Origin of the sequence: Rhizobacter sp., assembly GCF_032229685.1 — a bacterium.
Taxonomy (GTDB): domain Bacteria; phylum Pseudomonadota; class Gammaproteobacteria; order Burkholderiales; family Burkholderiaceae_C; genus LMDS01.
On the sequence record NZ_JAVTWP010000010.1, the window covers coordinates 161,679 to 185,883 of the forward strand.

At 69.3% G+C, this 24,205-nt stretch carries 17 protein-coding genes; 12 read left to right on the forward strand and 5 right to left on the reverse strand.

Features of this window, described 5'->3' with window-relative positions:
* Window positions 1–132 precede the first annotated feature (132 nt).
* The 11 genes from AC30PD_RS04400 (at window position 133) to AC30PD_RS04450 (ending at window position 21,528) form a co-directional block, all read left to right on the forward strand.
* Window positions 133–1,695, forward strand: a complete 1,563-nt coding sequence (locus tag AC30PD_RS04400; RefSeq protein WP_489534422.1) for a class I adenylate-forming enzyme family protein — start codon at window positions 133–135, stop codon at window positions 1,693–1,695.
* Window positions 1,696–1,720: 25 nt separating this feature from the next.
* Window positions 1,721–2,710, forward strand: coding sequence for a tripartite tricarboxylate transporter substrate binding protein (locus AC30PD_RS04405; protein ID WP_489534423.1), 990 nt, complete (start codon window positions 1,721–1,723; stop codon window positions 2,708–2,710).
* 15 nt (window positions 2,711–2,725) lie between these two features.
* Window positions 2,726–3,751 (forward strand): aldo/keto reductase, encoded by a 1,026-nt coding sequence (locus AC30PD_RS04410; protein WP_489534424.1) that lies wholly within the window; start codon window positions 2,726–2,728, stop codon window positions 3,749–3,751.
* A gap of 22 nt (window positions 3,752–3,773) precedes the next feature.
* Window positions 3,774–7,544 carry an NB-ARC domain-containing protein gene (locus AC30PD_RS04415; RefSeq protein WP_489534425.1) on the forward strand — a complete coding sequence of 1,257 codons (3,771 nt, stop codon included), beginning with the start codon at window positions 3,774–3,776 and terminating at the stop codon, window positions 7,542–7,544.
* A gap of 79 nt (window positions 7,545–7,623) precedes the next feature.
* Window positions 7,624–9,240, forward strand: coding sequence for an NAD(P)/FAD-dependent oxidoreductase (locus tag AC30PD_RS04420; protein ID WP_489534426.1), 1,617 nt, complete (start codon window positions 7,624–7,626; stop codon window positions 9,238–9,240).
* Window positions 9,241–9,445: 205 nt separating this feature from the next.
* Window positions 9,446–11,485: a sigma-54-dependent Fis family transcriptional regulator gene (locus tag AC30PD_RS04425; protein WP_489534427.1), complete on the forward strand. Its 2,040-nt coding sequence runs from the start codon at window positions 9,446–9,448 to the stop codon at window positions 11,483–11,485.
* A 311-nt stretch (window positions 11,486–11,796) separates the two neighbouring features.
* Window positions 11,797–13,878 (forward strand): TonB-dependent receptor family protein, encoded by a 2,082-nt coding sequence (locus tag AC30PD_RS04430; protein ID WP_489534428.1) that lies wholly within the window; start codon window positions 11,797–11,799, stop codon window positions 13,876–13,878.
* Window positions 13,879–13,894: 16 nt separating this feature from the next.
* Window positions 13,895–14,425, forward strand: a complete 531-nt coding sequence (locus AC30PD_RS04435; RefSeq protein ID WP_489534429.1) for a cytochrome b — start codon at window positions 13,895–13,897, stop codon at window positions 14,423–14,425.
* A gap of 20 nt (window positions 14,426–14,445) precedes the next feature.
* Window positions 14,446–15,387 carry a beta-propeller fold lactonase family protein gene (locus AC30PD_RS04440; protein WP_489534430.1) on the forward strand — a complete coding sequence of 314 codons (942 nt, stop codon included), beginning with the start codon at window positions 14,446–14,448 and terminating at the stop codon, window positions 15,385–15,387.
* Window positions 15,384–17,870 carry a TonB-dependent receptor domain-containing protein gene (locus tag AC30PD_RS04445; RefSeq protein WP_489534431.1) on the forward strand — a complete coding sequence of 829 codons (2,487 nt, stop codon included), beginning with the start codon at window positions 15,384–15,386 and terminating at the stop codon, window positions 17,868–17,870. The genes AC30PD_RS04440 and AC30PD_RS04445 overlap by 4 nt, the downstream gene beginning before the upstream one ends.
* Window positions 17,871–17,949: 79 nt before the next feature.
* Complete coding sequence (locus tag AC30PD_RS04450) at window positions 17,950–21,528, forward strand: PAS domain S-box protein (protein WP_489534432.1); 3,579 nt, start codon at window positions 17,950–17,952, stop codon at window positions 21,526–21,528.
* A gap of 38 nt (window positions 21,529–21,566) precedes the next feature.
* Here the strand turns inward: AC30PD_RS04450 and AC30PD_RS04455 are convergent, their stop codons facing one another.
* The 5 genes from AC30PD_RS04455 to AC30PD_RS04475 all read right to left on the reverse strand — a co-directional run bounded on the left by AC30PD_RS04455 (window position 21,567) and on the right by AC30PD_RS04475 (window position 23,620).
* Window positions 21,567–21,767, reverse strand: a complete 201-nt coding sequence (locus AC30PD_RS04455) for an SDR family oxidoreductase (protein ID WP_489534433.1) — start codon at window positions 21,765–21,767, stop codon at window positions 21,567–21,569.
* Window positions 21,737–21,865 (reverse strand): hypothetical protein, encoded by a 129-nt coding sequence (locus tag AC30PD_RS04460; RefSeq protein WP_489534434.1) that lies wholly within the window; start codon window positions 21,863–21,865, stop codon window positions 21,737–21,739. The genes AC30PD_RS04455 and AC30PD_RS04460 overlap by 31 nt, the downstream gene beginning before the upstream one ends.
* A gap of 76 nt (window positions 21,866–21,941) precedes the next feature.
* Window positions 21,942–22,103 (reverse strand): SDR family NAD(P)-dependent oxidoreductase, encoded by a 162-nt coding sequence (locus AC30PD_RS04465; protein ID WP_489534435.1) that lies wholly within the window; start codon window positions 22,101–22,103, stop codon window positions 21,942–21,944.
* Between the two features lie 3 nt (window positions 22,104–22,106).
* Window positions 22,107–23,009: a 2-dehydro-3-deoxygalactonokinase gene (locus tag AC30PD_RS04470; protein WP_489534436.1), complete on the reverse strand. Its 903-nt coding sequence runs from the start codon at window positions 23,007–23,009 to the stop codon at window positions 22,107–22,109.
* On the reverse strand, window positions 23,006–23,620 hold the full coding sequence (locus AC30PD_RS04475; RefSeq protein ID WP_489534437.1) for a 2-dehydro-3-deoxy-6-phosphogalactonate aldolase: 615 nt from the start codon (window positions 23,618–23,620) through the stop codon (window positions 23,006–23,008). Before AC30PD_RS04475 ends, AC30PD_RS04470 begins: the two co-directional genes overlap by 4 nt.
* Before the next feature lie 123 nt (window positions 23,621–23,743).
* On the opposite strand from AC30PD_RS04475, the gene AC30PD_RS04480 reads away from it, so the two are divergent.
* Window positions 23,744–24,199, forward strand: a complete 456-nt coding sequence (locus AC30PD_RS04480) for a nuclear transport factor 2 family protein (protein WP_489534438.1) — start codon at window positions 23,744–23,746, stop codon at window positions 24,197–24,199.
* The last annotated feature ends 6 nt before the right edge of the window (window positions 24,200–24,205 follow it).

Consider the following 24,205-nt stretch of genomic DNA (forward strand, 5'->3'; position numbering starts at 1 on the left):
TCCGGGGCAGAAGATAACGAGCCGGCAGAGAAATCACAGGGGCTTTACCCTTGCTTTTGCGGTTTCGACCCCACACCCGAAGGGACGGCCGCGCGCCTTGCGCCAAGCCCGCGTCCGGGCATACTTTGGCGCATGAACACTGCCGTCGATTCAACCGACACCCCGCCTTTCCAGACCGTCAGCGCGTTGATCCGCGGCCATGCGCATGCGCAGCCGGCGCGGCCGGCGCTGATGCAGGGCGAGACCCGCATCGACTACGCCACGCTCGATGCGCTGATGGACCGCGTGGCCGCCTCGCTGCAACGTGACGGCCTGCAAAGCGGCGACGCGATCGCGATCTGCGCACAGGCCACGCCGCTCTATGCCGTGGTGTTTCTCGGTGCTCTGCGGGCCGGCGTGGCAGTGGCGCCGCTCGCGCCGTCGGTCACGCCGGAGAGCTTCGCGTCGATGCTCGGTGACGCGCAGTCGCGGCGCCTGTTCATCGACGCGGCCGCGCTCGACGCGCTGGGCGAAGCCGGTACCGCCCTGCACTGCATCGCGCTCGACGACAAGGCGCCGGGCACGCCCTTCGAGCGCTGGCTCATGCCCGAAGGCTCGAAGCCCGTGCCGGTCGAGGCCCTGCCCGAGTGGCCGTTCAACATCATCTATTCGTCGGGCACGACTGGCCAGCCCAAGGGCATCGTGCAGTCGCACGGCATGCGCTGGACGCACGTGATGCGCGGCGCGAGTTTCGGCTACGGCCCCGAAACCGTGACGGTGCTCGCCACACCGCTCTATTCGAACACCACGCTGGTCGTGTTCTTCCCCACGCTCGCCTTCGGCGGCTGCGTGATCCTGATGGCGAAGTTCGACGCGGCAGGCTACCTGGCACTCGCCGCGCGCCACCGCATGAGCCACACCATGCTCGTGCCGGTGCAGTACCAGCGCTTGATGGCCCTGCCCGGCTTCGACGCGCACGACCTGTCGGCCACACGTTTCAAGTTCTGCACCAGCGCACCGTTCAGCGCCGCGCTCAAGGCCGACGTGCTGAAGCGCTGGCCCGGCGGGCTGGTCGAGTACTACGGCATGACCGAAGGTGGCGGCACCTGCATCCTCTCGGCGCACGAGCACCCGCACAAGCTGCACACCGTGGGCCAGCCTGCGCTCGGCCACGACATCCGGCTGATCGACGAGCACGGCGTCGAGTTGACGGCCCAGGCCGTCAGCGAGGGGCGGACCGGCGAAATCGTCGGCCACTCCGGCGGCATGATGACGGGCTACCACGGCCAGCCACAGAAGACTCGCGAAGCCGAATGGTTCGCGCCCGACGGCAAACGTTTCATCCGCACCGGCGACATCGGCCGCTTCGACGAAGACGGTTTCCTGATGCTGATGGACCGCAAGAAAGACATGGTCATCAGCGGCGGTTTCAACATCTACCCGAGCGACCTCGAAGCAGTGCTGCGCGAGCACCCGGCGGTGGCTGACGTGGCCGTGGTCGGCGTGCCTTCGGTGCAGTGGGGCGAAACACCGGTCGCGTTCGTCGTGGCGCGGCCCGGTGCCTCTGAATCGGCCGACGCGCTGATGCAGTGGATGAACCAGCGCGTTGGCAAGACCCAGCGGCTGGCCGCGTTGCGCTACATCGACGAGCTGCCACGCAGCGCCATCGGCAAGGTGCTCAAGCGCGAACTGCGCGACCGGTACACGGCCGCCTGAACCAACTCATCCACGAGAACGCCCCATGCCTCCACACCTCACGCGCCGCCGCTTCAACACCACGCTGCTCGCCGGCAGCGCCGCCACGCTCGCAGCACCGGCCGTGTTCGCACAAGCCGCCTGGCCGAACAAGCCGATCCGCATGATCGTGCCCTACACGCCGGGCGGTTTCACCGACGTGACGGCGCGGCTCGTCGCGCAGAAGCTGCAGGAGAGGCTCGGCCAGCCGGTCACGATCGACAACAAGCCCGGCGCCAACAGCATCATCGGTGTCGACCTGATCGCCAAGGCGCCGCCCGACGGCACGACCTTCGGCGTGGTGATCGCGGCTTACGCGGCCAACACCTCGCTCTACCCGAAGCTGCCCTACGACCCGAAGAAAGACCTGGCAGCGGTCTCGCTGATCGGCATCTCGCCGCTGGTGGCCGCCGTCAACAACGATGCACCGTTCAAGACCGCAGCCGAGCTCGTCGCTTACGCCAAGCGCAACCCCGGCAAGGTGAGCTTCGCGTCCAGCGGCAACGGCTCGGCCGCGCACCTGACGACCGAGTATTTCAAGGCCGTGACCGGCAGCTTCATGGTCCACATTCCTTACCGCGGCGCCGCGCCGGCACTCACCGACCTGATGGGCGGGCAAGTGCAGTTGTTCTTCGACGCCGCCTCGGGCCTGCTGAACCCCGGCAAGACCGGCAAGGTGCGCCTGATCGGCGTGGCCAGCGACCGGCGCCTGCCCGCGGCACCCGAGCTGCCGACCTTCATCGAGCAAGGCGTCAAAGGCTTCACCGGCAGCACCTGGGCCGGCATGCTGGCGCCGGCCGGCACGCCGAAAGACATCGTGAAACGCATGGCCGACGAAGTGGCGCGCATCGTGCGGCTCGACGACGTGAAAGCGCGGCTCGAAGGCATGGGCACCATTCCCGTCGGTGGCACACCGGAAGAGTTCGACGCCTTCATCACGGCCGAGACGGCCAAGTGGGGCAAGGTGATCCGTGACGCCAAGGTCACGGCCGACTGAACGACTGGAACGAGCATGACCACGACCACCACGACCTACCACCCGCTCGGGGCCAGCGGCCTGAAGGTGTCGAAGCTCTGGCTCGGCACCATGATGTTCGGCGACCAGACCGACGGCGTGCAGGCCGCGAGCATCGTCGACGCGTCGCGCGACGCCGGCATCAACGCGATCGACACCGCGAACGCCTACGCGGCGGGCGAGTCGGAGCGCATCACCGGGCGGCTGATCGCGGCCGACCGCGAACACTGGGTGCTCGCCACCAAGCTCGCCAACCCCATGGGCCCGGGGCCGAACGAGCGCGGCCTGTCGCGCAAGCACATGCTGAGCGCGGTCGATGCGAGCCTGAAGCGGCTGAACACCGACTACGTGGACGTGCTCTACCTGCACCGCGAAGACGCGAGCACGCCGCTCGAAGAAACACTCGCCGCGGTGGCGTGGCTGATCGAGCGTGGCAAGGTGCTTCACTTCGGCTTGTCGAACTTTCGCGCCTGGCGCGTGGCACGTGTGGCCGAGATGTGCCGCGCGGCGGGCATGGCACAGCCCATCGTCTGCCAGCCGCCCTACAACGCGATGTCTCGCCAGATCGAGACCGAGCTGCTGCCCTGCTGCGCGCACTACGGCCTGGGCGCGGTGGTCTACAGCCCGCTCGCGCGCGGCGTGCTCAGCGGCAAATACAAGGCGGGCGTGGCGCCGCCCGAAGGCTCACGCGCTGCGCGCAACGACACCCGCATCATGCAGACCGAGTTCCGCCCCGAGTCGCTGGCGCTGGCCGAGAAGATGGCCGAGCACGCCCGCGCCCGCGGCCTCACGCCCACGCAACTGGCGCTCGGATGGGTCTGGAACAACACGCTCGTGAACGGCGTGATCGGCGGGCCGAAAACGCTGGCGCAGTGGCAGGACTATCTCGACGCGCTGCACACGCCGTTCAGCGCCGAAGACGAAGCCTTCGTGAGCGGGCTCGTGACGACCGGCCACGCCTCGACACCCGGCTACAACGACCCGCAGTACCCGTTGACGGGGCGGGTGGCGCGCACCGGCTGAGCCGCTGCCGCGGCGAACCGCCATGAACTCGATCGGCCCGGGCAGGCAGGGAGCGTTCATCTCCTACGCCCGCTCCGACGGCGAGGCGGCCGCGCGCGCACTGCAGGAGCGGCTCCGGACCGACGCGCCCGACGTGCCGACCTGGCTCGACCGGCTCGAGCTCGAAGGTGGCGTGGGCTGGTGGAGCCAGATCGAGCAGCAACTCGACCGCGCCGAGTTCCTGCTGATCGTGATGACCCCCGCCGCGATGCTCTCGGCGAACACGCGGCGCGAGTGGCGCGCCGCACGCCAGCGCGGTGTCTGCGTCTACCCGGTCAAGGGCTGCGCCGACGCGCAGCTCGACTACGCCAGCCTGCCCAACTGGATGCGGAAGGCGCACTTCTACGATCCCGACATCGAGTGGCAGAAACTCGTCGCACACCTGCGCCGCGGCTGCCTGGCGACGCGGGTGCCGTTCATGGCTCCGGCGGTCTCGTCCGGCGTGATCCGGCGCCCGCGCGAGACGGGCGCCTTGCTGCAGGCCCTGCTCGCCACCGAGGCCGCATCGCGCCCAACCGCGCTGCGCGGCGGTGGCGGGTACGGCAAGACGACACTGGCCGCGGCGCTGTGCCACGAAGACAGCGTCATCGAACACTTCGACGACGGCATTCTGTGGGTCACGCTGGGGCAAGCGCCCAACCTGCTCAACGAGTTGATCAAGCTCTACGCGGCGCTGACCGGTGAACGCCCCGGCTTCGTCGACGCCGAAGACGCGGCCCGCGAACTGGCGCTCAAGCTCGAGAGCAAGAATTGCCTGATCGTCATCGACGACGTGTGGAAGAGCTCGCACGCCCGGCCGTTCCTGCGCGGTGGCCCGGGGTGCGCACGGCTGGTCACGACCCGCCTGACCGAAGTGCTGCCCGATGCCCAGCGTGTCGCGGTCCAGCAGATGGCCCCCGACGAAGCCCTCGGGCTGCTCTTCGCCCGGCTCGGCGCGGTGCCGGCCGACACGAGCGGGTTTCGATCGCTCGTCTCGCGGCTGGGCGAGTGGCCACTGGCGATCAAGCTCGCGGGCTCGGCGATGCGCCAGCGCATCGACCGGGGCGACACCCAGGGCAACGCGCTCGGCTACGTGCTGCGGGCGCTCGACAAGCGGGGCATCGTGGCCTTCGACGACCCCGACAGCGGCGAACGCTCAGACGCCGTCGGCCACACCATCGGCGCCAGCCTCGACTTGCTGAACAGCACCGATCGGCAGCGCTGCGCCGAACTCGCCATCTTTGCCGAGGATGCACTCATCCCGATGGCGGTGGCCGCCGCGCTCTGGCAGCTCGACGACATCGACGCCGAAGACCTGGCGCGCCGGCTAGACGATCTGGCGCTGATCGAATTCGACCTGCGCCACGGCACGCTGCAACTGCACGACATGCTGCGCGGTTTTCTGACCGGGCAACTCGCCGACGCGGCCGAGGTTCATGCGCGCCTGCTCGATGCCTGGGGCGACGCGCACCGCTTGCCCCACCGCTACGCTTGGCGGGCCTGGGCCTTTCACATGCAGGGCGCCGGGCGGCAAGGCCGGTTCGCCGAACTGCTGCTCGACATCACCTGGCTCGAAGCCAAGCTCCAGGCGACCGACATCCACGCCCTGAACGCCGACGTCGAGCAGGCTTCGGCATCGCCCGGGCTCGCCCTGCTCGGTGACGCACTCAGGCTCTCGGCCCCGGCCCTCGCGCTCGACCCGGGCCAGCTGCGCAGCCAGCTCGTCGGCCGCCTGATCGCGCTCGACAACCCGGCCATCGCCGAGTTCGTGGCGAGCCTGCTCGTGCCGGCCCGCGCCGCGTGGCTGCGGCCGAAACAGCCCACGCTCGACGCGCCCGGCGGCATGCTGGTGATGACGCTGGTGGGCCACGAAACAGAGGTCACCGCGCTCGACGCAGACGGCGACTTCCGGCGCCTCGTTTCCGGCGCCAACGACGCCACCGTGCGGGCATGGAACGGCGCCGACGGCCAGCCGGTCGCCACGATCGACCTGTTCCGGCTCGGCGTGCGCGGCGTGGCGCTGGTCGCCGGCGGCCCGCTCGCGCTCGTGGGCAGCGCCGACGGGCGGGTCGGCCTCGTCGATCTGGACACCCAGGAACTGGTGGCGCGCCTGTCGGTGAAAGACCGCAGCGCCATCACCGCGGTGGCGGTCTCGGCCGACGGGCGCGTCGGCGTGGCGGCCTCGCGCGACGGCAAGCTGCGGGTCTGGGACATCGCCCAGCGCAGCCTGCGCCACACCATCCAGGTCCACAAGGAACGCGTGACCTCGGTCGCCATCTCGGCCGATGGCGTGCGTGCGGTGACAGGCTCGGAAGACGGCACGCTGCGGGTCTGGAACCTCGAGCTGGCCGGGCGCCGCCACATCCTGTCGGGCCATTCCGACGCGGTCAGGGGCGTGGCGCTCTCGCCCGACGGGCATCTGCTGCTTTCAGCCTCTGCCGACCGCAGCCTCGTGCTGTGGGACGCCGAACGCGGCGTGCGCCTGAAGACCCTGAGCGGGCACACCGCCAGCGTGACCGCAGTCGCGATGTCGGCCGACGCCCGGCGCGCCGTGTCGGGTTCTTCAGACGGCAGCGCGCGGCTCTGGAATCTGGAATCCGGCGAGACCCTGGCTGTGCTCGGCGGCCACAGCGACGCCGTCAACGCCGTGGTGATCGACGCCGCCGGCAGCCGCGCCGCCACAGCCTCGGTCGACCGCAGCATCAAGTTGTGGCGGCTCGACACCCTGGCGGGCGCACCGTCGGTCGAAACCCACACCGGGTCGGCCGTGTGCGTGGTGGTCAGCACCGATGCCAGCCTGTGCGCCTCGGGCGGCACCGACGGCCGCGTGCTGGTGCGCAACATCGCTTCGGGCCGCACCGTCTGCGCGATCGAAGCGCATCAAGGGCCGGTGCTCTCGCTCGCCTTCACGGCCGACGGCAGCTGCGTGCTTTCGGCAGGGGTCGACGGCCGCTACCACCTGTGGGACGTGGCCACCGGGCAGGGGTACGCGCTGCCGGTGCGGCATCTGGCGCCCGTCAACCACTGCGCCTACAGCGGTATCGCGCGCTATCTCGTCACGGCGTGCGCAGACCACTTCGTCTACGTCTGGGACGTGCCTGCCGGCGCCTTGATCGCGCGCTACGGCACCCGCCGCCTGTTCGACCACCTGATCACGCCGGCGCCACGGCGGCCTGAACTGCCTTTTACCGAAGAACTGCTCGACACCTACCTCGCCGGCGAGACAGTGTTCGACGTGGTCATCGTCCGCATGAGCGGCGACGGGCGCCACGCATTGCTGAGCGCAGCCGCGCGCGATGCCGGCAGCCTGCGACCGGCGCTCGCCAGCGCGCCGCCGGCGGGCAGTTGCCTGCTCGCGTTCGAGCTGGCCACCGGCAGGGTGCGCTCGGTCAGCGACATCCAGGCCGACGTGATGAGCGCGTTCGCCATCGACGCCGCCGGCGTTCGCCTGCTCTGGGCACGCTCGGACCACCGCCTCGAACTCTGGGACCTCGATCGCGGCGAAAAGCTCGCCACCCTCGAGGGCCACACCGACAAGGTCAACGCGGTGGCTTTCAGCCCGCACGGCGACCACGCCTTTTCGTGCGGGCGTGATCGCACGCTGCGGGCCTGGGACTTGGAAACCCGCACGACGATCGCCTGCTTCACCGCCGACGCGGCGCTCAGAGCCGTGGCAGTGGCCGGCGACGGCCTGGCCATCGTCGCCACCGACGTGGGCGGACGAGTGCACTCCCTGCAGATCGAAGAGGCCACCGCCGGCCCGGAGGCGGCCTGACCGGGCGGGCCGGCCCCGGGTCTGTCATCATCGCGGCCGGCGCCCGAAACGCCCCGCAGACTCTTCGATACTGGACACCATGAACACGACCCCCCGACGCCACGACGTGCTGATCATGGGCGGCGGCCTCGCCGGCCTGACGCTCGCACTGCAGTTGAAGAAGCGTTTCGCCGAGCTCGACGTGCTGGTGCTCGAGCGGCGCTCCCACCCGGTGCCGATCGCCGCGCACAAGGTCGGCGAGTCGTCGGTCGAGATCGGCGCGCACTACTTCGACAAGGTGCTCGGCCTGAAACCCCACCTCGACGCGAACCAGCTGCGCAAGTTCGGCTTCCGCTTCTTCTTCTCTGAAGGCCGGCGCGACATCGATCAGGTCACCGAGATCGGCGCGAGCCGCTTTCTTTCGGTGCCGAGTTATCAGCTCGACCGCGGCATCTTCGAGAACTTCCTCGCCGAAGAAGCGCAACGGCTGGGCGTGAAGTTCATCGACAACGCCATCGTGCGCCAGATCGAACTGAGCGAAGACACGAACGACCACCGCGTCGTGTGCGAATACGGCGGCGAGCAGCACATGCTGGCCGCGCGCTGGGTGGTCGACGCCTGCGGCCGCGCCGGGTTGCTCAAGCGCAAGCTCGGCCTGGCCGAGACCAACGCGCACGCGGCGCACGCCGTCTGGTTCCGCATCAAGGACCGCATCACGATCGACGACTGGACCGGCAACACCGAATGGCGCGAGCGCTGCGAGCCGCAGGCACGCTGGCTCTCCACCAACCACCTGGTCGGCGCGGGCTACTGGGTCTGGCTGATCCCGCTCGCGTCGGGGTCGCATTCGGTCGGCATCGTGGCCGACCCGCGCATCCACCCGCTCGAGACGATGGACACCTTCGAGAAGTCGATGGACTGGTTCGAGAAGTACCAGCCGCGCCTGTTCGACGAGCTCGACGGCAAGCGCGAGCTGCTCCAGGACTTCGCCTTCTTCAAACGCTTTTCCTACGGCTGCAAGCAGGTGTTCTCGGCGAACCGCTGGGCGCTCACGGGCGAGGCCGGCCTGTTTCTCGACCCGTTCTATTCGCCCGGCAGCGACTTCATCGCCATCGGCAACACCTACATCACCGAACTGATCGCGCTCGACCGCGCCGGCCAGAAGCTCGGTGCGCACGCCCACGTGTACGACCAGCTGTTTCACTCGTTCTACGAGAGCACGCTCGCGCTCTACACCGACCAGTACCCGCTCTTCGGCGACCCCGAGGTGCTGCCCGTCAAGGTGATCTGGGACTACAGCTTCTACTGGGGTGTGCTGTCGCAGTTCTTCTTCCAGAACCGGCTCACCGACCTGGGTGCGCTCTCGAACCTGAAAGACGAACTCGCGCAGTGCCAGAAGCTCAACGTCGCGGTGCAGGAGTTCCTGCGCGCCTGGTCTGAACGCAGCGAAAAACGCAACCCGGCGGTCATGCTCGACCAGGCGGCGCTGCCCTGGTTCGCCGAACTCAACCGCAGCCTGAACGACACGCTCGACGACACGCAGTTCCGCGAACGCATCCGTGCGTCGACGCTGCAGCTGCAAGCGCTGGCGCGCGAGATCGCGCGGCGCGCCTGCGCCGATCACCCCGGGCTCGATGCGCGGGCGATGCTGGCGCTGGCGGGCACGCCGAAGAGCAGCGACGAGACCTCGTCGATGCTGCTGGCCGAGTTCGCCTGAGGCCGCTCGGCGTGGCCACGCCACGCACATGGAGCGTTTGGCAGCCGGCCCGCGCGCGGGTGCGCACCGATGGACAAAGCGCCCCGCGTTCGCCAACATGAGCGTGTCGGAACAAGGTTGTTCCACTTCGTGACACTTGCAGTCTGGCGCGAAGTACTTGTTCGGCGTTGCCCCCACTCAACGCAGCTTCGAGCGCCCGGCGATCATGGTTCAAAGCACCCGAAACACATCGCGCCACCTGCAGCGCGCGTCACGCGGCGACGCGGTGGCTGCGCCTGCACCACCACGGCACGCCGACCTGATCGAGCAGTCGCACCTGCGCTGCAGCGCCTTCGGCCTCACACGCATCGAGCGGCCCGAATACGAACCGATGATGCGTGGCGACCTCGCGGTCGCGCGCGAACGCAACCAGCGCCTGTTCGCGCATGCCGCGCCGGTGATGGAAATGCTGTTCGAGCAGATCGCCGGCACCGAAAGCATGATCGTGCTGACCGATGCGCAAGGCACGATCCTGCACTCGGTCGGTGACGACGACTTTCTCGGCCGCGCCAGCAAGGTGGCGCTGGCACCGGGTGTGAACTGGGCCGAGCACTCGAAGGGCACGAACGCGATCGGCACCGCGCTGTTCGAGGCCATGCCCACGCTCGTGCATGCCGGCGAGCACTTCATGCACGCCAACCACTTTCTCACCTGTTCGGCCGCACCGATCTTCGACCCGCGTGGCGACATGCTGGGCGTGCTCGACGTGTCGGGCGACCAGCGCTCTTTCCACCAGCACACGATGGGCCTGGTGCGCATGTCGGCGCGCATGATCGAGAACCACTGGCTCTGCGACGACAACAGCAACCGGATGCGCCTGCACTTCCACAGCCGCGTCGAGTTCATCGGCACGCTGCTCGAAGGCATCCTCGTGATCGGCGACGGCGGGCGCATCCTCGGGGCCAACCACAGCGCGCTCGATCAGCTCAACCTGAGCACGGTGTCGCTGCGCGCGCACACCCTGACCAGCCTGTTCGGCACCAGCGTGGCCGCGCTCTCCGACCACTTCCGTTCGCCGCTGCAGTTGCCGATGCAGCTGAGCGTGCCGAGCGGCGCACGCTTTCATGTGCATGCCCGCGCCCACTGGGCGGCGCGCCCGGTGGCCGGGGGCGCGCCCGGCGGCACCGGCCCGGCAGCAGCCGACAGCATGGGCGGCGAGGCGCCGGCGTTCACGCCACCGGCGGCGGGCCACGTCGGCAAGGCGCCCGAAGCGCAGGCCGGGCTGAAGTTCCTGCAGTGCGGCGACCCGCAGGTCGAAGCGGTGGTGCAGAAGGTGCGCCGCATCATCGACCGCGACATCGCCCTGTTGATCCTCGGTGAAACCGGCACCGGCAAAGAGCTGCTGGCGCGCGCCGTGCATCAGGACTCCAGCCGCGCCAAGCAGGCCTTCGTGGTGGTGAACTGCGCCTCGGTCGGCGAAGCGCAACTCGAAGCCGAACTCTTCGGCAGCGAAGACGGCGCCTTCAACGGCGCACGGCGAAAGGGCTCGCAGGGCCGCATCGTGCAGGCCAATGGCGGCACGCTGTTCCTCGACGAGGTCGACGCTCTGCCTCTGGCCGTGCAGGCGCGCCTGCTGCGCGTGTTGCAGGAGCGCAGTGTCACGCCACTCGGCGGGCAACGCCCGATCCCGATCGACATCTCGCTGATCACCGCCACCCCGCACAACCTGCGCGAGATGATCCGGCAGCAGCAGTTCCGCGAAGACCTCTACTACCGCCTGAACGGCCTGGCACTGCGCCTGCCGCCACTGCGCGAACGCACCGACCTGCCCGCGCTGGCACAACGCATCCTGCAGATCGAATGCCCCACCGGTGCACCCGGGATCAGCGCACCGGTGATGAGCCTGTTCCGCCGCTGCACCTGGCCCGGCAACGTGCGCCAGCTCGCCAATGTGCTGCGCACCGCCGCGGTGATGGCCAGCGGCGAAGCCTTGATCACCGAAGCCCACCTGTCGGACGACTTCACCGAAGACGCCGGGCGTCCACCCGCACCGGCCACGCCTGCGATGCCCACAGGCGTGCGTGCGCCGGCCGGGCCCGCGCTGCGGCCGGCCCGCGAAGCCACGCTCGAAGAAACCGAGCTCGAACTCGTGCGCAGCACGCTGGCCGCGACACAGGGCAACATCTCCGAGGCTTCCAAGCGGCTCGGGGTCAGCCGCAACACCATCTACCGCAAGCTGCGGCGAGTGGCACCCGGCAGCCCCTGAGCGAGCGGCCACCCGCGGGCGCGGCGCGCCCCGCAGTGTGCTGGTCTGGAACACTCGGGCGGGCAGCTGACGCGCATCGGCGGCGTTGCCCGAGCAGGGTGCAGGGCCCGCTGCGACTCGTCGAAGCCCGGCGATGCCCTGAAACTCGCTTTCGGCGCGGAGCCTTGCGAAAGGCATGCACCACCCCGGTTCCGGCAACGCACCGGCTCAGGGATGCTCCCAACTTACTGTGCCCTGCAGAGGCGGCTAACGTGCCCTCGGCGGTCGATTCACGGCCCGCCGAGTCAGCGGCCTGCCAGAGACACGACACCATGAAGCGCCACACCTTTCCCCTGTCCGCACTCTCGCTGGCCCTGCTGCCGGTGTGGGCACTGGCCCAGAGCGGCACACAACTCGCCCCGGTGGTCGTGACCGCGACACGCATCGACACGCCACCGTTCGACGTGCCGGCGTCGATCGACCTGATCGGCGGCGACAGCATCCGCAGCGGCCGCGCCCAGGTCAACATCTCCGAGAGCCTGGGCCCGGTGCCCGGCCTGTTGGCGCGCGACCGTCAGAACTACGCGCAAGACGTGCAGATCTCGGTGCGCGGCTTCGGCGCGCGCGCGAGCTTCGGCATTCGGGGCGTGCGCCTGTACGTCGACGGCATCCCGGCCACGCTGCCCGACGGGCAAGGCCAGATCACCAACGTCGACCTCGGCTCGGCCGACCGCATCGAGGTGCTGCGCGGGCCGTTCTCGGCGCTCTACGGCAATTCTTCGGGCGGCGTGATCCAGGTCTTCAGCGAAGAAGGCACGGGCCCGCCGACACTCGGGTTCGGGGTGGCGGGCGGCAGCGACGGCGCGTTGCGCCTGAGCGCCAAGTTCAGCGGCGCGACCGGCAGCTTCGGCTACGTGGCCAGCACCAGCCGCTTCACGACCGACGGCTACCGCGACCACAGCGCGACTGAACGAACCCTCGGCAACCTGAAACTCACGCTCGCCCCCGACAACGACAGCCAGTTCACCTTGCTGGCCAACAGCCTGTCGCTGCCGAAAGCCGAAGACCCGCTCGGCCTGACCCGCGCGCAGTTCGAAGCCGACCCGCGCAGCGTCGACCCCGTGGCCGTCAGCTTCAACACCCGCAAGACCGTCGACCAGTTGCAGGGTGGCCTTCTCTACGAGCGCCGGCTCGATTCCAACCATTCGGTGCGTGCGCTCGTCTACAGCGGCAAACGCGAGACCGAGCAGTTCCAGGCCATTCCGACCGGCCCGCAGGCCAACCCGCTGCACCCCGGCGGCGTGATCTCGCTCGACCGCAACTACAGCGGCACCGACCTGCGCTGGACGTACAAGGGCACGCTCGGCGAGGTGCCCGCTTCGCTCGTCGCCGGCCTGGCCTACGACAAGCTCGCCGAGCACCGCGTGGGCTACCAGAACTTCGTCGGCACGACGCTGGGTGTGGAAGGCGCACGGCGCCGCGACGAGAACAACGACGTCTCGAACTTCGACCAGTACCTGCAGGCCGCGCTGAAACTCACGCCCGACTTCAGCCTGAACGCCGGCCTGCGCCACAGCAAGGTGAAGTTCGAGTCGACCGACCACTACATCGTGGGCACCAACCCGAACGACAGCGGCAGCACCGCGTTCACCGCCACGCTGCCGGTGGTCGGCGTGATGGTCGCGCTCAGCCCCGAGTGGCATCTGTACGCCACGGCCGGGCGCGGTTTCGAGACGCCAACGCTGAACGAGCTGGCCTACCGGCCGGGCGGCGCCACCGGCCTGAACTTCGCGTTGCAGTCGGCCCGCAGCAACAGCGTCGAAGCCGGCGTGAAGGCCCGCGTGGCCGGGCTGGGCGACTTCACCGCGGCGGTGTTCGACACCCGCAGCTCCGGCGAGATCGTCACGCTCACCAACACCGGCGGGCGTGCCACGTTCCAGAACGCCGGCGCCACGCACCGCACCGGCCTCGAGATCGGCGGCTCCGCCAGCCTGGCCGGCGACCTGCGCGCCCAGGCGGCCATGACCTGGCTCAACGCGCGCTACAGCGAAGGCTTCGGCAGTGTGCCGGCCGGCAACAAGATCCCCGGCATCGCCGCACGGTCGCTGTTCGCGGGCCTGGGCTGGGCACCGGCGCAAGGGCTGCGCGGCGGCGTGGAAGGCCGCTACCTGAGCAAGGTCTACGTGAACGACGCGAACAGCGACGCCGCGTCGGGCTACTTCATCGCCAGCGCCAACGTCGGCTACGGCATGCGCCTGGGCAGCTGGGAGCTGAACGGGTTTGCGCGCGTCGACAACCTCTTCGACCGCCGCTACATCGGCTCGGTGATCGTCAACGAGGGCAACAGCCGGTTCTTCGAGCCCGCGCCGGGCCGCACCTGGACGGCGGGTGTGTCGGGCAGCTACAGCTTCTGACGCAGGAGGCACCCGCATGGACCAACCCCGCTACGACCGCGTCGCCATCACCCTGCACTGGCTGATCGGGCTGGCGCTGCTGGCCCAGATCGGTTTCGGCTTCATGCTCGACGACATCGCACCGCGGGGCACGCCGGCGCGCGCCGCCACGATCAACCTGCACAAGTCGTGCGGCATCGTTCTCGGTTTGCTGATCGTGCTGCGGCTGATCTGGCGCCAGCGCCACACGCCACCGGCGTGGCCGGCCGTGATGTCGGCGGCGCAACAACGTGCCGCCACGCTCGGCCACCGCACGCTGTATGCCTGCATGCTGCTGATGCCGCTGTCGGGGTACATCGCCTCCAACTTCAGCAAGCACGGTGTCAAGTTCTTCGGCACCGCGCTCAAGCCCTGGGGCCCCGACCTGCCGCAGGTCTACAACTTCTTCAATGCGATGCACGTGGCCACGGCCTTCGTGTTCGCGGCGCTGATCGTGGGCCACGTGGCGATCTCTCTCAAGCATGCATTCGTCGACCGCGACGGCGTGTTCTCGCGCATCCTCCCCTGAGCTTTTCAACAAGGGCTTTCATGTCACTTCAACGCAAGCTTCTTGCGGTCGCTCTCGCGCTGCCGCTCGCCGCCCTGGCCGCACCGTTCGCCTACGTGCCCAACGAAGGCTCGGCCACCCTCAGCGTCATCGACACCGCCACCGACCAGGTGGTGGGCGAGATCGCCGTCGGCAAGAAGCCGCGCGGCACGGTGATCGGCAGCGACGGCAAGACCGCCTACGTGAGCGACCAGCCGAACAACCAGCTCGTGATGGTCGACCTGGTGGCGCGCAAGGCCGCCGGCAACATCGCGCTCGGCGAATCGCCCGAGGGCGTGGGCATCTCGCCCGACGGTCGTTGGGTGGTGGCGGCGGTGGAAGAAACCCACGAAGTGGCCTTCATCGACACCCGCACCAACAAGAAGAGCTTCGTCGTGAAGGTGCGTGGCAAGAACCCCGAACACGCGGTGTTCTCGCCCGACGGCAAACACGTGTTCGTGAGCGCCGAAGAAGGTGAAGCGGTCAACGTGATCGACGTCGCCAAGCGCAAGGACGTGGCTCAGATCGCGGTCGGTGCGCGCCCGCGTGGCATCGGCTTCCTGCCCGACGGCAAGGCGGCTTACGTGGCGGCCGAGAACTCGAACGAGGTCTACGTGATCGACGCGGCGAAGTTCGTCGTGCTCGCGAAGATCAAGGCCGGCCTGCGCAGCAACGGCATCACCGTGCACCCCGATGGCAAGCGTGTGTTCGTCTCCAACGGCGGCGACGCGAGCGTGTCGGTGATCGACGTGGCGACGAACACCATCACCGCCACCATCGGCGTCGGCCAACGGCCGTGGAACATGGCGCTCACCCCCGACGGCAAGAAACTCTACGTGGCCTGCGGCCGCGGCGGCGTCGTCTCGGTGATCGACACCGAAAGCAACACCAAGCTCACCGACGTCACGGTCGGCAAGCTTCCCTGGGGTGTGGTGATCCGATGACGAGACGGCTGGCGTCGGCGCGGCTGGCCTGGGCTGCGGGCGCGAGCCTGCTCACACTGCCGGCCGCGGCACAGACCGTGCTCGCCCAGCTGCCGCCGATCGAGGTGGTGGGCGTGGCGCCGCTGCCCGGCCTCGACCTGCCGCGCGACCAGGTGGCCGCGCCGGTGCAGACCGCCACCGGTGCCGAGTTGTCGCGCAGCGGCGCGCTCGGCATCGCCGACTTCATGAGCCGCAAGCTTGGCAGCGTGCACATCAACGAAGTGCAGGGCAACCCGTTCCAGCCCGACGTGAACTTTCGCGGCTACTCGGCTTCGCCCTTGCTCGGCACCGCGCAGGGCTTGTCGGTGTACCTCGACGGCGTGCGCCTGAACCAGCCTTTCGGTGACGTGGTGAGCTGGGACCTGATCCCCAAGTCGGCCCTCGCGGGCATCACGCTGATGCCGGGCTCGAACCCGCTGTTCGGGCTGAACACGCTCGGCGGCGCGCTGGCCCTGCAGACCAAGGACGGGCGCAGCCACCCGGGCACGGTCTTCCAGCTCTCGGCCGGCAGCCACCGCCGGGTGCAGGGCGAGTTCGAACACGGGGGCAGCAACGCGCTCGGCCTGTCGTGGTTCGGCACCGCCAACGTCTTCAGCGAACGCGGCTGGCGCGACACGTCGCCTTCCGACGTGCGCCAGCTCTTCGGCAAGCTCGCCTGGGCTTCGGGCCTGACCCGCGCAACGCTCACACTGGCCCTGGCCGACACCGACCTCTACGGCAACGGCCTGCAAGAAGAATCGATGCTGGCGCGTGACCGCGCGAGCGTGTACACCAAGCCTGACCAGACCCGCAACAGGTCGACGCTGCTGAACTTCAGCGCCGTGCACGAGCTGAGCGATGCCCTGTCGTTCTCGGGCAATGCCTACTGGCGCAAGCTGCGCACGCGCACGCTCAATGGCGACATCAACGAAGCCTCGCTCGACCAGCAGCTCTACACGCTGTCGGCCGACGACCGCGCCGCGCTCGACGCGGCCGGCATCGGCTACCCCGCCAGCATCACACCCGCCAACACGCCCTTCCCCTACCTGCGCTGCATCGCGCAGGCGCTGCAGAACGACGAGCCGGGCGAGAAGTGCAACGGCCTGCTCAACCGCAGCGAGACCTCGCAGCACAACCACGGCATCGGCGCGCAACTGAACTTCCAGACCCAGACCGGCAGCGTGAAGCACCAGATCGTCGCCGGCACCGCGTTCGACGCGAGCCGCGTGCGCTTCACGCAGAGCACCGAGCTCGGTTACCTGAACCCCGACCGCAGCGTGACCGGCGTGGGCGCGTTCGCCGACGGTGTGAACGGCGGCGTGGTCGACAACGAGCCTTTCGACACTGCCGTGAACCTGCGCGCACGCACCCGCACCTGGAGCGTCTACGCGGCCGACACGCTCTCGCTCACGCCAGAGCTTCACCTGAACATCTCGGCGCGCTACAACCGCGTGACGGTCACCAACCGCGACCAGCTGCGCAGCGCGCCCGACCCGGCCTCGCTCGACGGCGACCACGTGTTCTCGCGCCTGAACCCCGCGCTCGGCCTCACCTGGAACCCGAGCCGGAGCCTGCAGTTCTATGCCGGCTACAACGAAGGCAGCCGTGCACCGACCGCCATCGAACTCGGCTGCGCCAACCCCGATCAGCCGTGCAAGCTGCCCAACGCGATGGCCGGCGACCCGCCGCTGCGCCAGGTGGTCACACGCAGCGTCGAAGCCGGCGTGCGCGGTGAAGTGGCCGGTGGCACGAGCTGGCGCGCCGGCGTGTTCCGCGCCGAGAACGCCGACGACCTGCTGTTCGTGGCGGACGACGCGGCCGGCTTCGGTTATTTCAAGAACTTCGGCAAGACCCGGCGGCAAGGCCTCGAGCTCGGCCTGAACACGCGCAGCGGGCCGATCTCGGTCGACCTGTCGTACACGCTGATAGCCGCCACCTACCGCAGCGAAGAGATCGTCAACGGCGCCGGCAACAGCAGCAACAGCGCCGGGCCGGGGCTCGAAGGCACGATCACGATCACGCCGGGCAAGCGCATCCCGCTGATCCCGCGCCAGACCTTCAAGGCCGGCCTGAGCCTCGACCTGAACGCGCAATGGGCTTTCGACCTTGACGCGGTGGCCGTGTCGGGCGCCTGGGCGCGTGGCAACGAGAACAACGAACACGCGCCCGACGGCAACATCAGCTTCGGTCCGGGCCGGTCGGCCGGCTACGCGGTCTTCAATCTCGGCGGCAGCTACACACCGAGCAAAGGGCTGCGCTTCTTCGCGCGCATCAACAACCTGTTAGACCGCCGCTACGCCACCGCCGCGCAGCTCGGCAGCACCGGCTTCGACGCGAACGGCCACTTCGCCGCCCGCCCGTTCCCGGCGAACGCCGACGGCGACTACCCGCTGCGCGGCTCCACCTTCTTCGCACCCGGCGCACCGCGCAGCTTCTCGGTCGGCCTGCGCTACGCCTTCAACTGACGACTATCACCGCCCGGCGGGGCCGCAGCCCATGCATACTCTGCGCTGCCCCTGGCTCCCGTGAGCGCCCGCCGACCGGATGAAAGCCGCCCTGCCCCTGCGTTCCAGACTGGCACTGCTGGTGCTGGTGGCGGCGTTGCCGCTGATCGCGCTGGTGGTCTTCAACATCATCAACCACGCGCGGCTCGAGTCCGAGCAGGCTGCGGGCGAAGCGCTGCACTCGGCGCGTGCCGTGGCCGAGCAGACCGAGCAACGCCTGCAGCGTGCGCGTGCCTTGCTGGCCTGGGCCGCCCAGCGCCCGAGCGAGAACCTGCTCGACGAACAACGCTGCGACCCGGTGTTCGGCGCTTTCGGCGGCCTGTTCCCCGAATACACCAACCTGCTCACGGTGCGACGCGACGGCAGCCGGGCCTGCAGCGCGGTGCGGCCGCCACCGAGCGCGCCGCAGCAGGTCGACTCCAAGCTCTACCTCGACGCCACGCTCGCTTCGAACGGCTTCACGGTGGGCGGCGTGATCCGCGGCGCGTTCACCGGCCGCTGGATCCTGTTCGTGGCGCAGCCCCTGCCGGCCGACGCGGCCGGTATCGTGCCCGGGGTGTTGGCGTTGTCGATCGACCTCGCCGGGCTGCGCCTGCTCAATGACACCGACGCCTTGCCGGCCGAGGCCAGCGCGCAGCTCGTCGGCGCGAACGGCGTGGTGCTGGCCAGCAGCATCGAACCGGCGAAGCTGATCGGCAGCAAGCTCGACGGCGCGTCCTGGCAGGCGCTGCTGGGTTCGAACACACCGAAGAGCGGCGTGTCGCACGACGTACGCGGCGTGGAGCACGTCTACGGCGTGGCGCCGGTCACCGGCACACCCTGGCATGTGGTGGTCGCCATTCCCACCAGCGAAGTGCTGGCCCCGGTGCGCCAGCGTGCGTGGATCAGCATCGTGACGGCGCTGTTCGCCCTGATGCTCGGCATGGCACTGGCCTTGTGGACGGCGCGCCGCACGGCGCAGCCGATCGAGGCCATCGCCGCGCTCACGCAGCGCGCCACGCGCTCGCCGCAACTGCTGGTGCTCGACCTGCAGGCGCCCGATCTCGACTCGGCGCCACCGGAACTGCACGCGCTCGGCCACGACATCCAGGCCATGCTCGATGCACGCGACAAGGCGCAACGCGAGCTGCGCGCAAACGAGCAGAGCCTGTCGATCACGCTCAACTCGATCGGCGACGCCGTGATCGCCACCGACCGCGAGGGCCGGGTCGTGCGCATGAACAGCACCGCCGAGCGCCTGACCGGCTGGGCGCTGGCCGACGCCACCGGCCTGCCGCTGACGCAGGTCTTCCACATCGTGCATGCGCTGACGCGCGAACCGGCCACCGACCCGGTGCGAAAGGTGCTCGAACACGGCCAGGTGGTGGGCCTGGCGAACCACACCGCGCTGCTGGCACGCGACGGGCACGAGTACCAGATCGCCGACAGCGCCGCCCCGATCCGCAACGCCGGCGGCGAGATCGAAGGCGTGGTGCTCGTGTTCAGTGACGTGACCGAGGCCTACCGCGTGCGCAGCGAGCTCGAGCAGAGCCGCGAGCGGCTGCAGACCGTGATCGACCACCTGAGCGAAGGCCTCATCGTGCACAGCGGCGACGCCAACATCCTCGAGTGGAACCCCGCCGCCCTGCGCATGTACGGTATCGACCCCGACATCTCGAGGCCCGAGTTCCTGAGCCGGTTCGCGCTCAGCACGCTCGAAGGCCGCACGCTCGAGACGGCCGAGTGGCCGATCTATCGGCTGTTGCGCGGCGAGCAGTTGAACGGGCTGACGCTGCGCATCCGCCGGCTGGACATCGACTGGGAGCGCATCTTCAGTTACGGCGGCTCGCAGATTCTCGACCCCGCCGGCCGCACGATCGCCTTCCTCACCGTCAACGACATCACCGAAAGCCACCATGCCGCAGCCACCCTGCGCGCCAGCGAAGAGCGTTACCGCCAGATCGTCGAGACCTCGCAAGAAGGCATCTGGCTGATCGACGCCGACAGCAACACGACCTTTGTGAACCCGAAGATGGCGCAAATGCTGGGCCACCGCCCCGAAGACATGATGGGCGCGCCGCTTCTTTCGTTCATGGAAGAGGCAGACCGCGCCGATGCGCAGCGCAAGCTCGTCGACAGGCGCGAGGGCCACGCCGCGGAGCACGACTTCCGCTTTGTGCGCAAGGACGGCAGCGACCTCTGGGCCCATATCAGCACCAACGCACTGAGCGACGCGGCCGGGCACTACACGGGCGCCCTCGCGATGATCACCGACATCGGCCCGCGCAAGCTCGCCGAGCGCGAACTCGCGCTGCACCGCGACCACCTCGAAGCGCTGGTGAACGAGCGCACGCAGGAACTCGCCCAGGCGAACCTCGCGCTCACCCAGGCGCGCGACCAGGCCGAAGCGGCGAACCGCGCGAAGAGCACCTTCCTGGCGAACATGAGCCACGAGATCCGCACGCCACTGAACGCGGTGATCGGCCTCACGCACCTGCTGCAGGCCGACACCACCGAACCTGCGGCGCTGGCGCGGCTCGACAAAGTGAGCGCCGCCGCGCGTCACCTGCTCGGGCTGATCAACGACATCCTCGACCTCTCGAAGATCGAAGCCGGGCAGCTGACGCTGGAGTCGCACGAGTTCGAGCTCGCCGAGCTGATGGAGCACACGCTGTCGATGCTGCGCGAGCGCGCCAACGCCAAGTCGCTCAGCCTGAGCAGCAGCATCGAAGCCGGCCTGCCCGCCACGCTGGTGGGCGACCCGCTGCGGCTCGAGCAGATCCTGCTGAACTTCATCGGCAACGCGGTCAAGTTCTCCGACGCCGGGGCGGTCACGGTGCACGCGCGCCGCGCCGACCCCTCGGCCGACCTCAGCGCCGGGGCCGGGCCGCTGCTGCTGCGCATCGAAGTGAAAGACGAGGGCATCGGCCTCAGCGCCGAACAGCAGGCGCGCCTGTTCCAGTCGTTTTCGCAGGCCGACGACTCGACCTCGCGCCGCTTCGGCGGCACCGGTCTGGGCCTGGCGATCGCACGCCGGCTGGCGCGGCGCATGGGCGGCGACGTGGGTGTGGTCAGCGAGCCCGGCGCGGGCAGCACCTTCTGGATGACGGCGATGCTCGAGCGGCCGAACGAGGCCGCGACGGAAGGCGCGGCGCATGCTTCGCGCTGGTCGGTGCTGCCCGTCGACGACACGCTGCCTAGCTCACCGCTGGTTCAGCTTCAGCAGATGCTTGCGGGGCGCTTCGGCGGCACCCGCGTGCTGCTCGCCGACGACGATCTCGTGAACCAGGAAGTGACCCGCGAGCTGCTGCAGCGTGCCGGCCTCGCCGTCGACGTGGTGGACGATGGCGCGCAGGCCGTCGAGCACGTGCGCAACGGCGTCTACGCGCTGGTGTTGATGGACATGCAGATGCCGCGCATGGACGGCCTGGAAGCCACCCGCGCCATTCGCGCGCTCGGCGGACGCATGTCGCTGCCCATCCTGGCGATGACGGCCAACGCCTTCGACGAAGACCGTGAACGCTGTCTGGCCGCCGGCATGAACGACCACGTCAGCAAGCCGGTGTCGCCGCGGCGCTTCTATGCCAGCGTGTTGCACTGGCTGGGGCAGTCGCAGCACGGCCACCCGACCGGCCACTGACCGCGTTGCGGCGCGGGCGCCCGCCGCCTGCGCCGGGTTCAGTAGTGGATGCTGCGTGGCGCACCGCCACCCACGGCGATCGCGTCGCCGTTGATCGCGCGCGATTTCGGCGAGCACAGGAACGCGACCACGTCGGCCACCTCGCGTGCGTCGACCAGGTGCTGGATCGAATTGCCCGAAGCCATCGCCGCTTCGACCTCGCGCTCGCTCAGGCCTTGCGCTGCCGCGCGTGCGGCCACCAGCGGCCCGTGCGCTCGGTGCACGTGAGGCCGCTCGCGCGCATGCCTGCCGCCACTTCGCGCGCGCAGCGGATGTAACCCATCACCTTGACGTTCATCTCCGCGTGGAAAAACTCGCCGGTGATCGCCGCCAGTTGCGGCGGCGCAGCGAACCCGCCGGCTCTGCGGCGGCGTTCACGAGGATGTCGATGCTGCCGCCGCGGCCAGCACTTGCGGGTCGCGCGCGAGCAGCGCCACCTGCGCCCCTTCGTGCGCCAGCACACGCGCGATGGCCTTGCCGATGCCACGGCTGCCGCCGGTGACGAGAGCACGCTTGCCGGTGAGTTGCAGCTCCATGGTTCAGCTTTCTTCGACGAGCCCGGCCGCACCGGCCAGGCGATACAGCCCACGCGCCGCGAGCGCTTCGCCGTGCAGGTGCCCCTCGACACCCCGCAGTGCCAGCGCCTGCCGGTAGCGCTGGACCAGCGCTTCGCTGCCGATGAGGTGCACGCACGCTGCTCCGGCCAGCAAGCCTTGCAGTTCGTGCCCGATCAACAGGCCCGACAGGTACGACGGAAGTTGCACGGCCGAGAGTTCGCCGAACAGGCCACGCGTGCGCACGCTGAAGAGGTGGTTGAGCAGCCCGCCGGCGTCGACGCTGGTGCGCACGCCGAGCTCGAACGCCGTCGCGTCTTCGTTCGTGGCGCCCGCCTCGTGGTCCATCAGCGCGCCGAGCAGGCTGTGCTGCTTGAGCACCGCGTACAGCTCGCCGGTCATCGCGGTGTGGAAGCCTCCGATGCGGCCGCCATCGAGGGTGGCCCATTTGCTGTGCGTGCCGGGCAGGCACACGGTGTGCGGCCCCGCGCCGGGCAGCGCTTCGAACAGGCCGATCAGCTGGGTTTCTTCGCCGCGCATCACTTCGGGCGCGCCGCTGCCGGGCCGGTGGCTGAGGCCGGGCGCGATGAACACGTGGCGGCCCGGCAGGCTCTGGGCAGGCACGGGCAGCAGCCCGGCCGCGATCTCGCCCAGCCCCGCCGGGCAGGCCACGTAGGGCACTTCATGCCAGCCGTTGCGGCTGCCGATCATGCCGGCCATCAGGATCAGCTCGTCGGGCCAACCGGCGAGCTGCTGCACGAGCATCGGCTCGAAGCGGCCCGCGCAGGCGAGCAGGCCGGCCGCGGCGCTGCGTTGTTCGATCACTTCGCCAGCCGCATCGAGCCGGTACGCGCGGAAGCTGCTCGTGCCCCAGTCGACGGCGATCATGCGCTGGCCTCGCGGTAGGCAGCGACGAAGGCACGCGCCATCTGCACGGTGCGCGCCAGGTCCTGGTCGGGCTTGTAGAGATCGCTGCCGAGGCCGGCACCGATGCAGCCGGCGCGCAGGTAGTCGGCCAGGTTCGTGGGGGTGATGCCACCGACCGCGAACAGCGGCACCGGCGGCAACACCGCCCGCAAGGCCTTCACGTGCGCCGAGCCGTAGGTGGTGGCGGGGAACAGCTTGAGTGCCTGTGCACCGGCATCGAGCGCGTCGAAGGCTTCGCTGGCGGTCGCGAACCCGGCTGCGACGAACAGGCCCCGCTGCACGGCGTGCGCGATCAACGAAGGCCGGGTGTTGGGCGTGACCACGAGTTGGCCGCCCGCCTCGGCCAACTCATCGGCCTGCTCGGGCCGCAGCACCGTGCCTCCGCCGATCAGTGCCTGCGCGCCGAAACGCGTGGCCACCTGGCGGACGCTCGTCTGCCAGTCGGGCGAGTTGAGCGGGATCTCGATCGCGTCGAAACCGGCTTCGACCAAGGCCTCGGTGTGGGCAAGCGCCTGCTCCGGGCGAATACCACGAAGAATGGCGATCAGGGGTAGTTTCGTGGGCCAGTTCATGGGCAGAAGACTAACGCGGAATGCGACGCGCGGTCGCGGGTGTCCGGCTCGCACGATGGTTTGCGTTGAACCACGAGGGTGCCCGCGCGCACCCGACAGAACCCTGCTGCGGAGACCCATGCAATGACCCCGGAAGAACACGACCTGCAAGACCTGCGCGCCCTCAACGCCCGCTTCATCCAGAACTTCGTGAGCAACGACGTGCCTTCGCACGAAGCGATCACGCACCCACGCTTCGTCTGCATCGGCTCCGGCGGCGCAAGAGAACAACGTGCGGCCTACCTGCACGACTGGGCCACCGGCTTCGACCCCGAGGTGATCCTGTACTGGGACGTGCGCGACGAGAGCATCGCGCTGTTCGGCGACGTGGCGCTGGTGCGTTCGACCAACAAGTACGTGCGGCGCATCGGCGGAAAAGAAGTCACCGGCATGACGACCTACACCGACACCTACCTGCGCGAGAACGGGCGCTGGCTCTGCATCCAGGCCCAGCTCACCGCGGTGGCGCCGGAGCACTGGCCCGGCGACGAGACGATCGTGAACCGCTACGTTCGCGGCCAATTGCAGCCGCGCGGCTGAACAGCG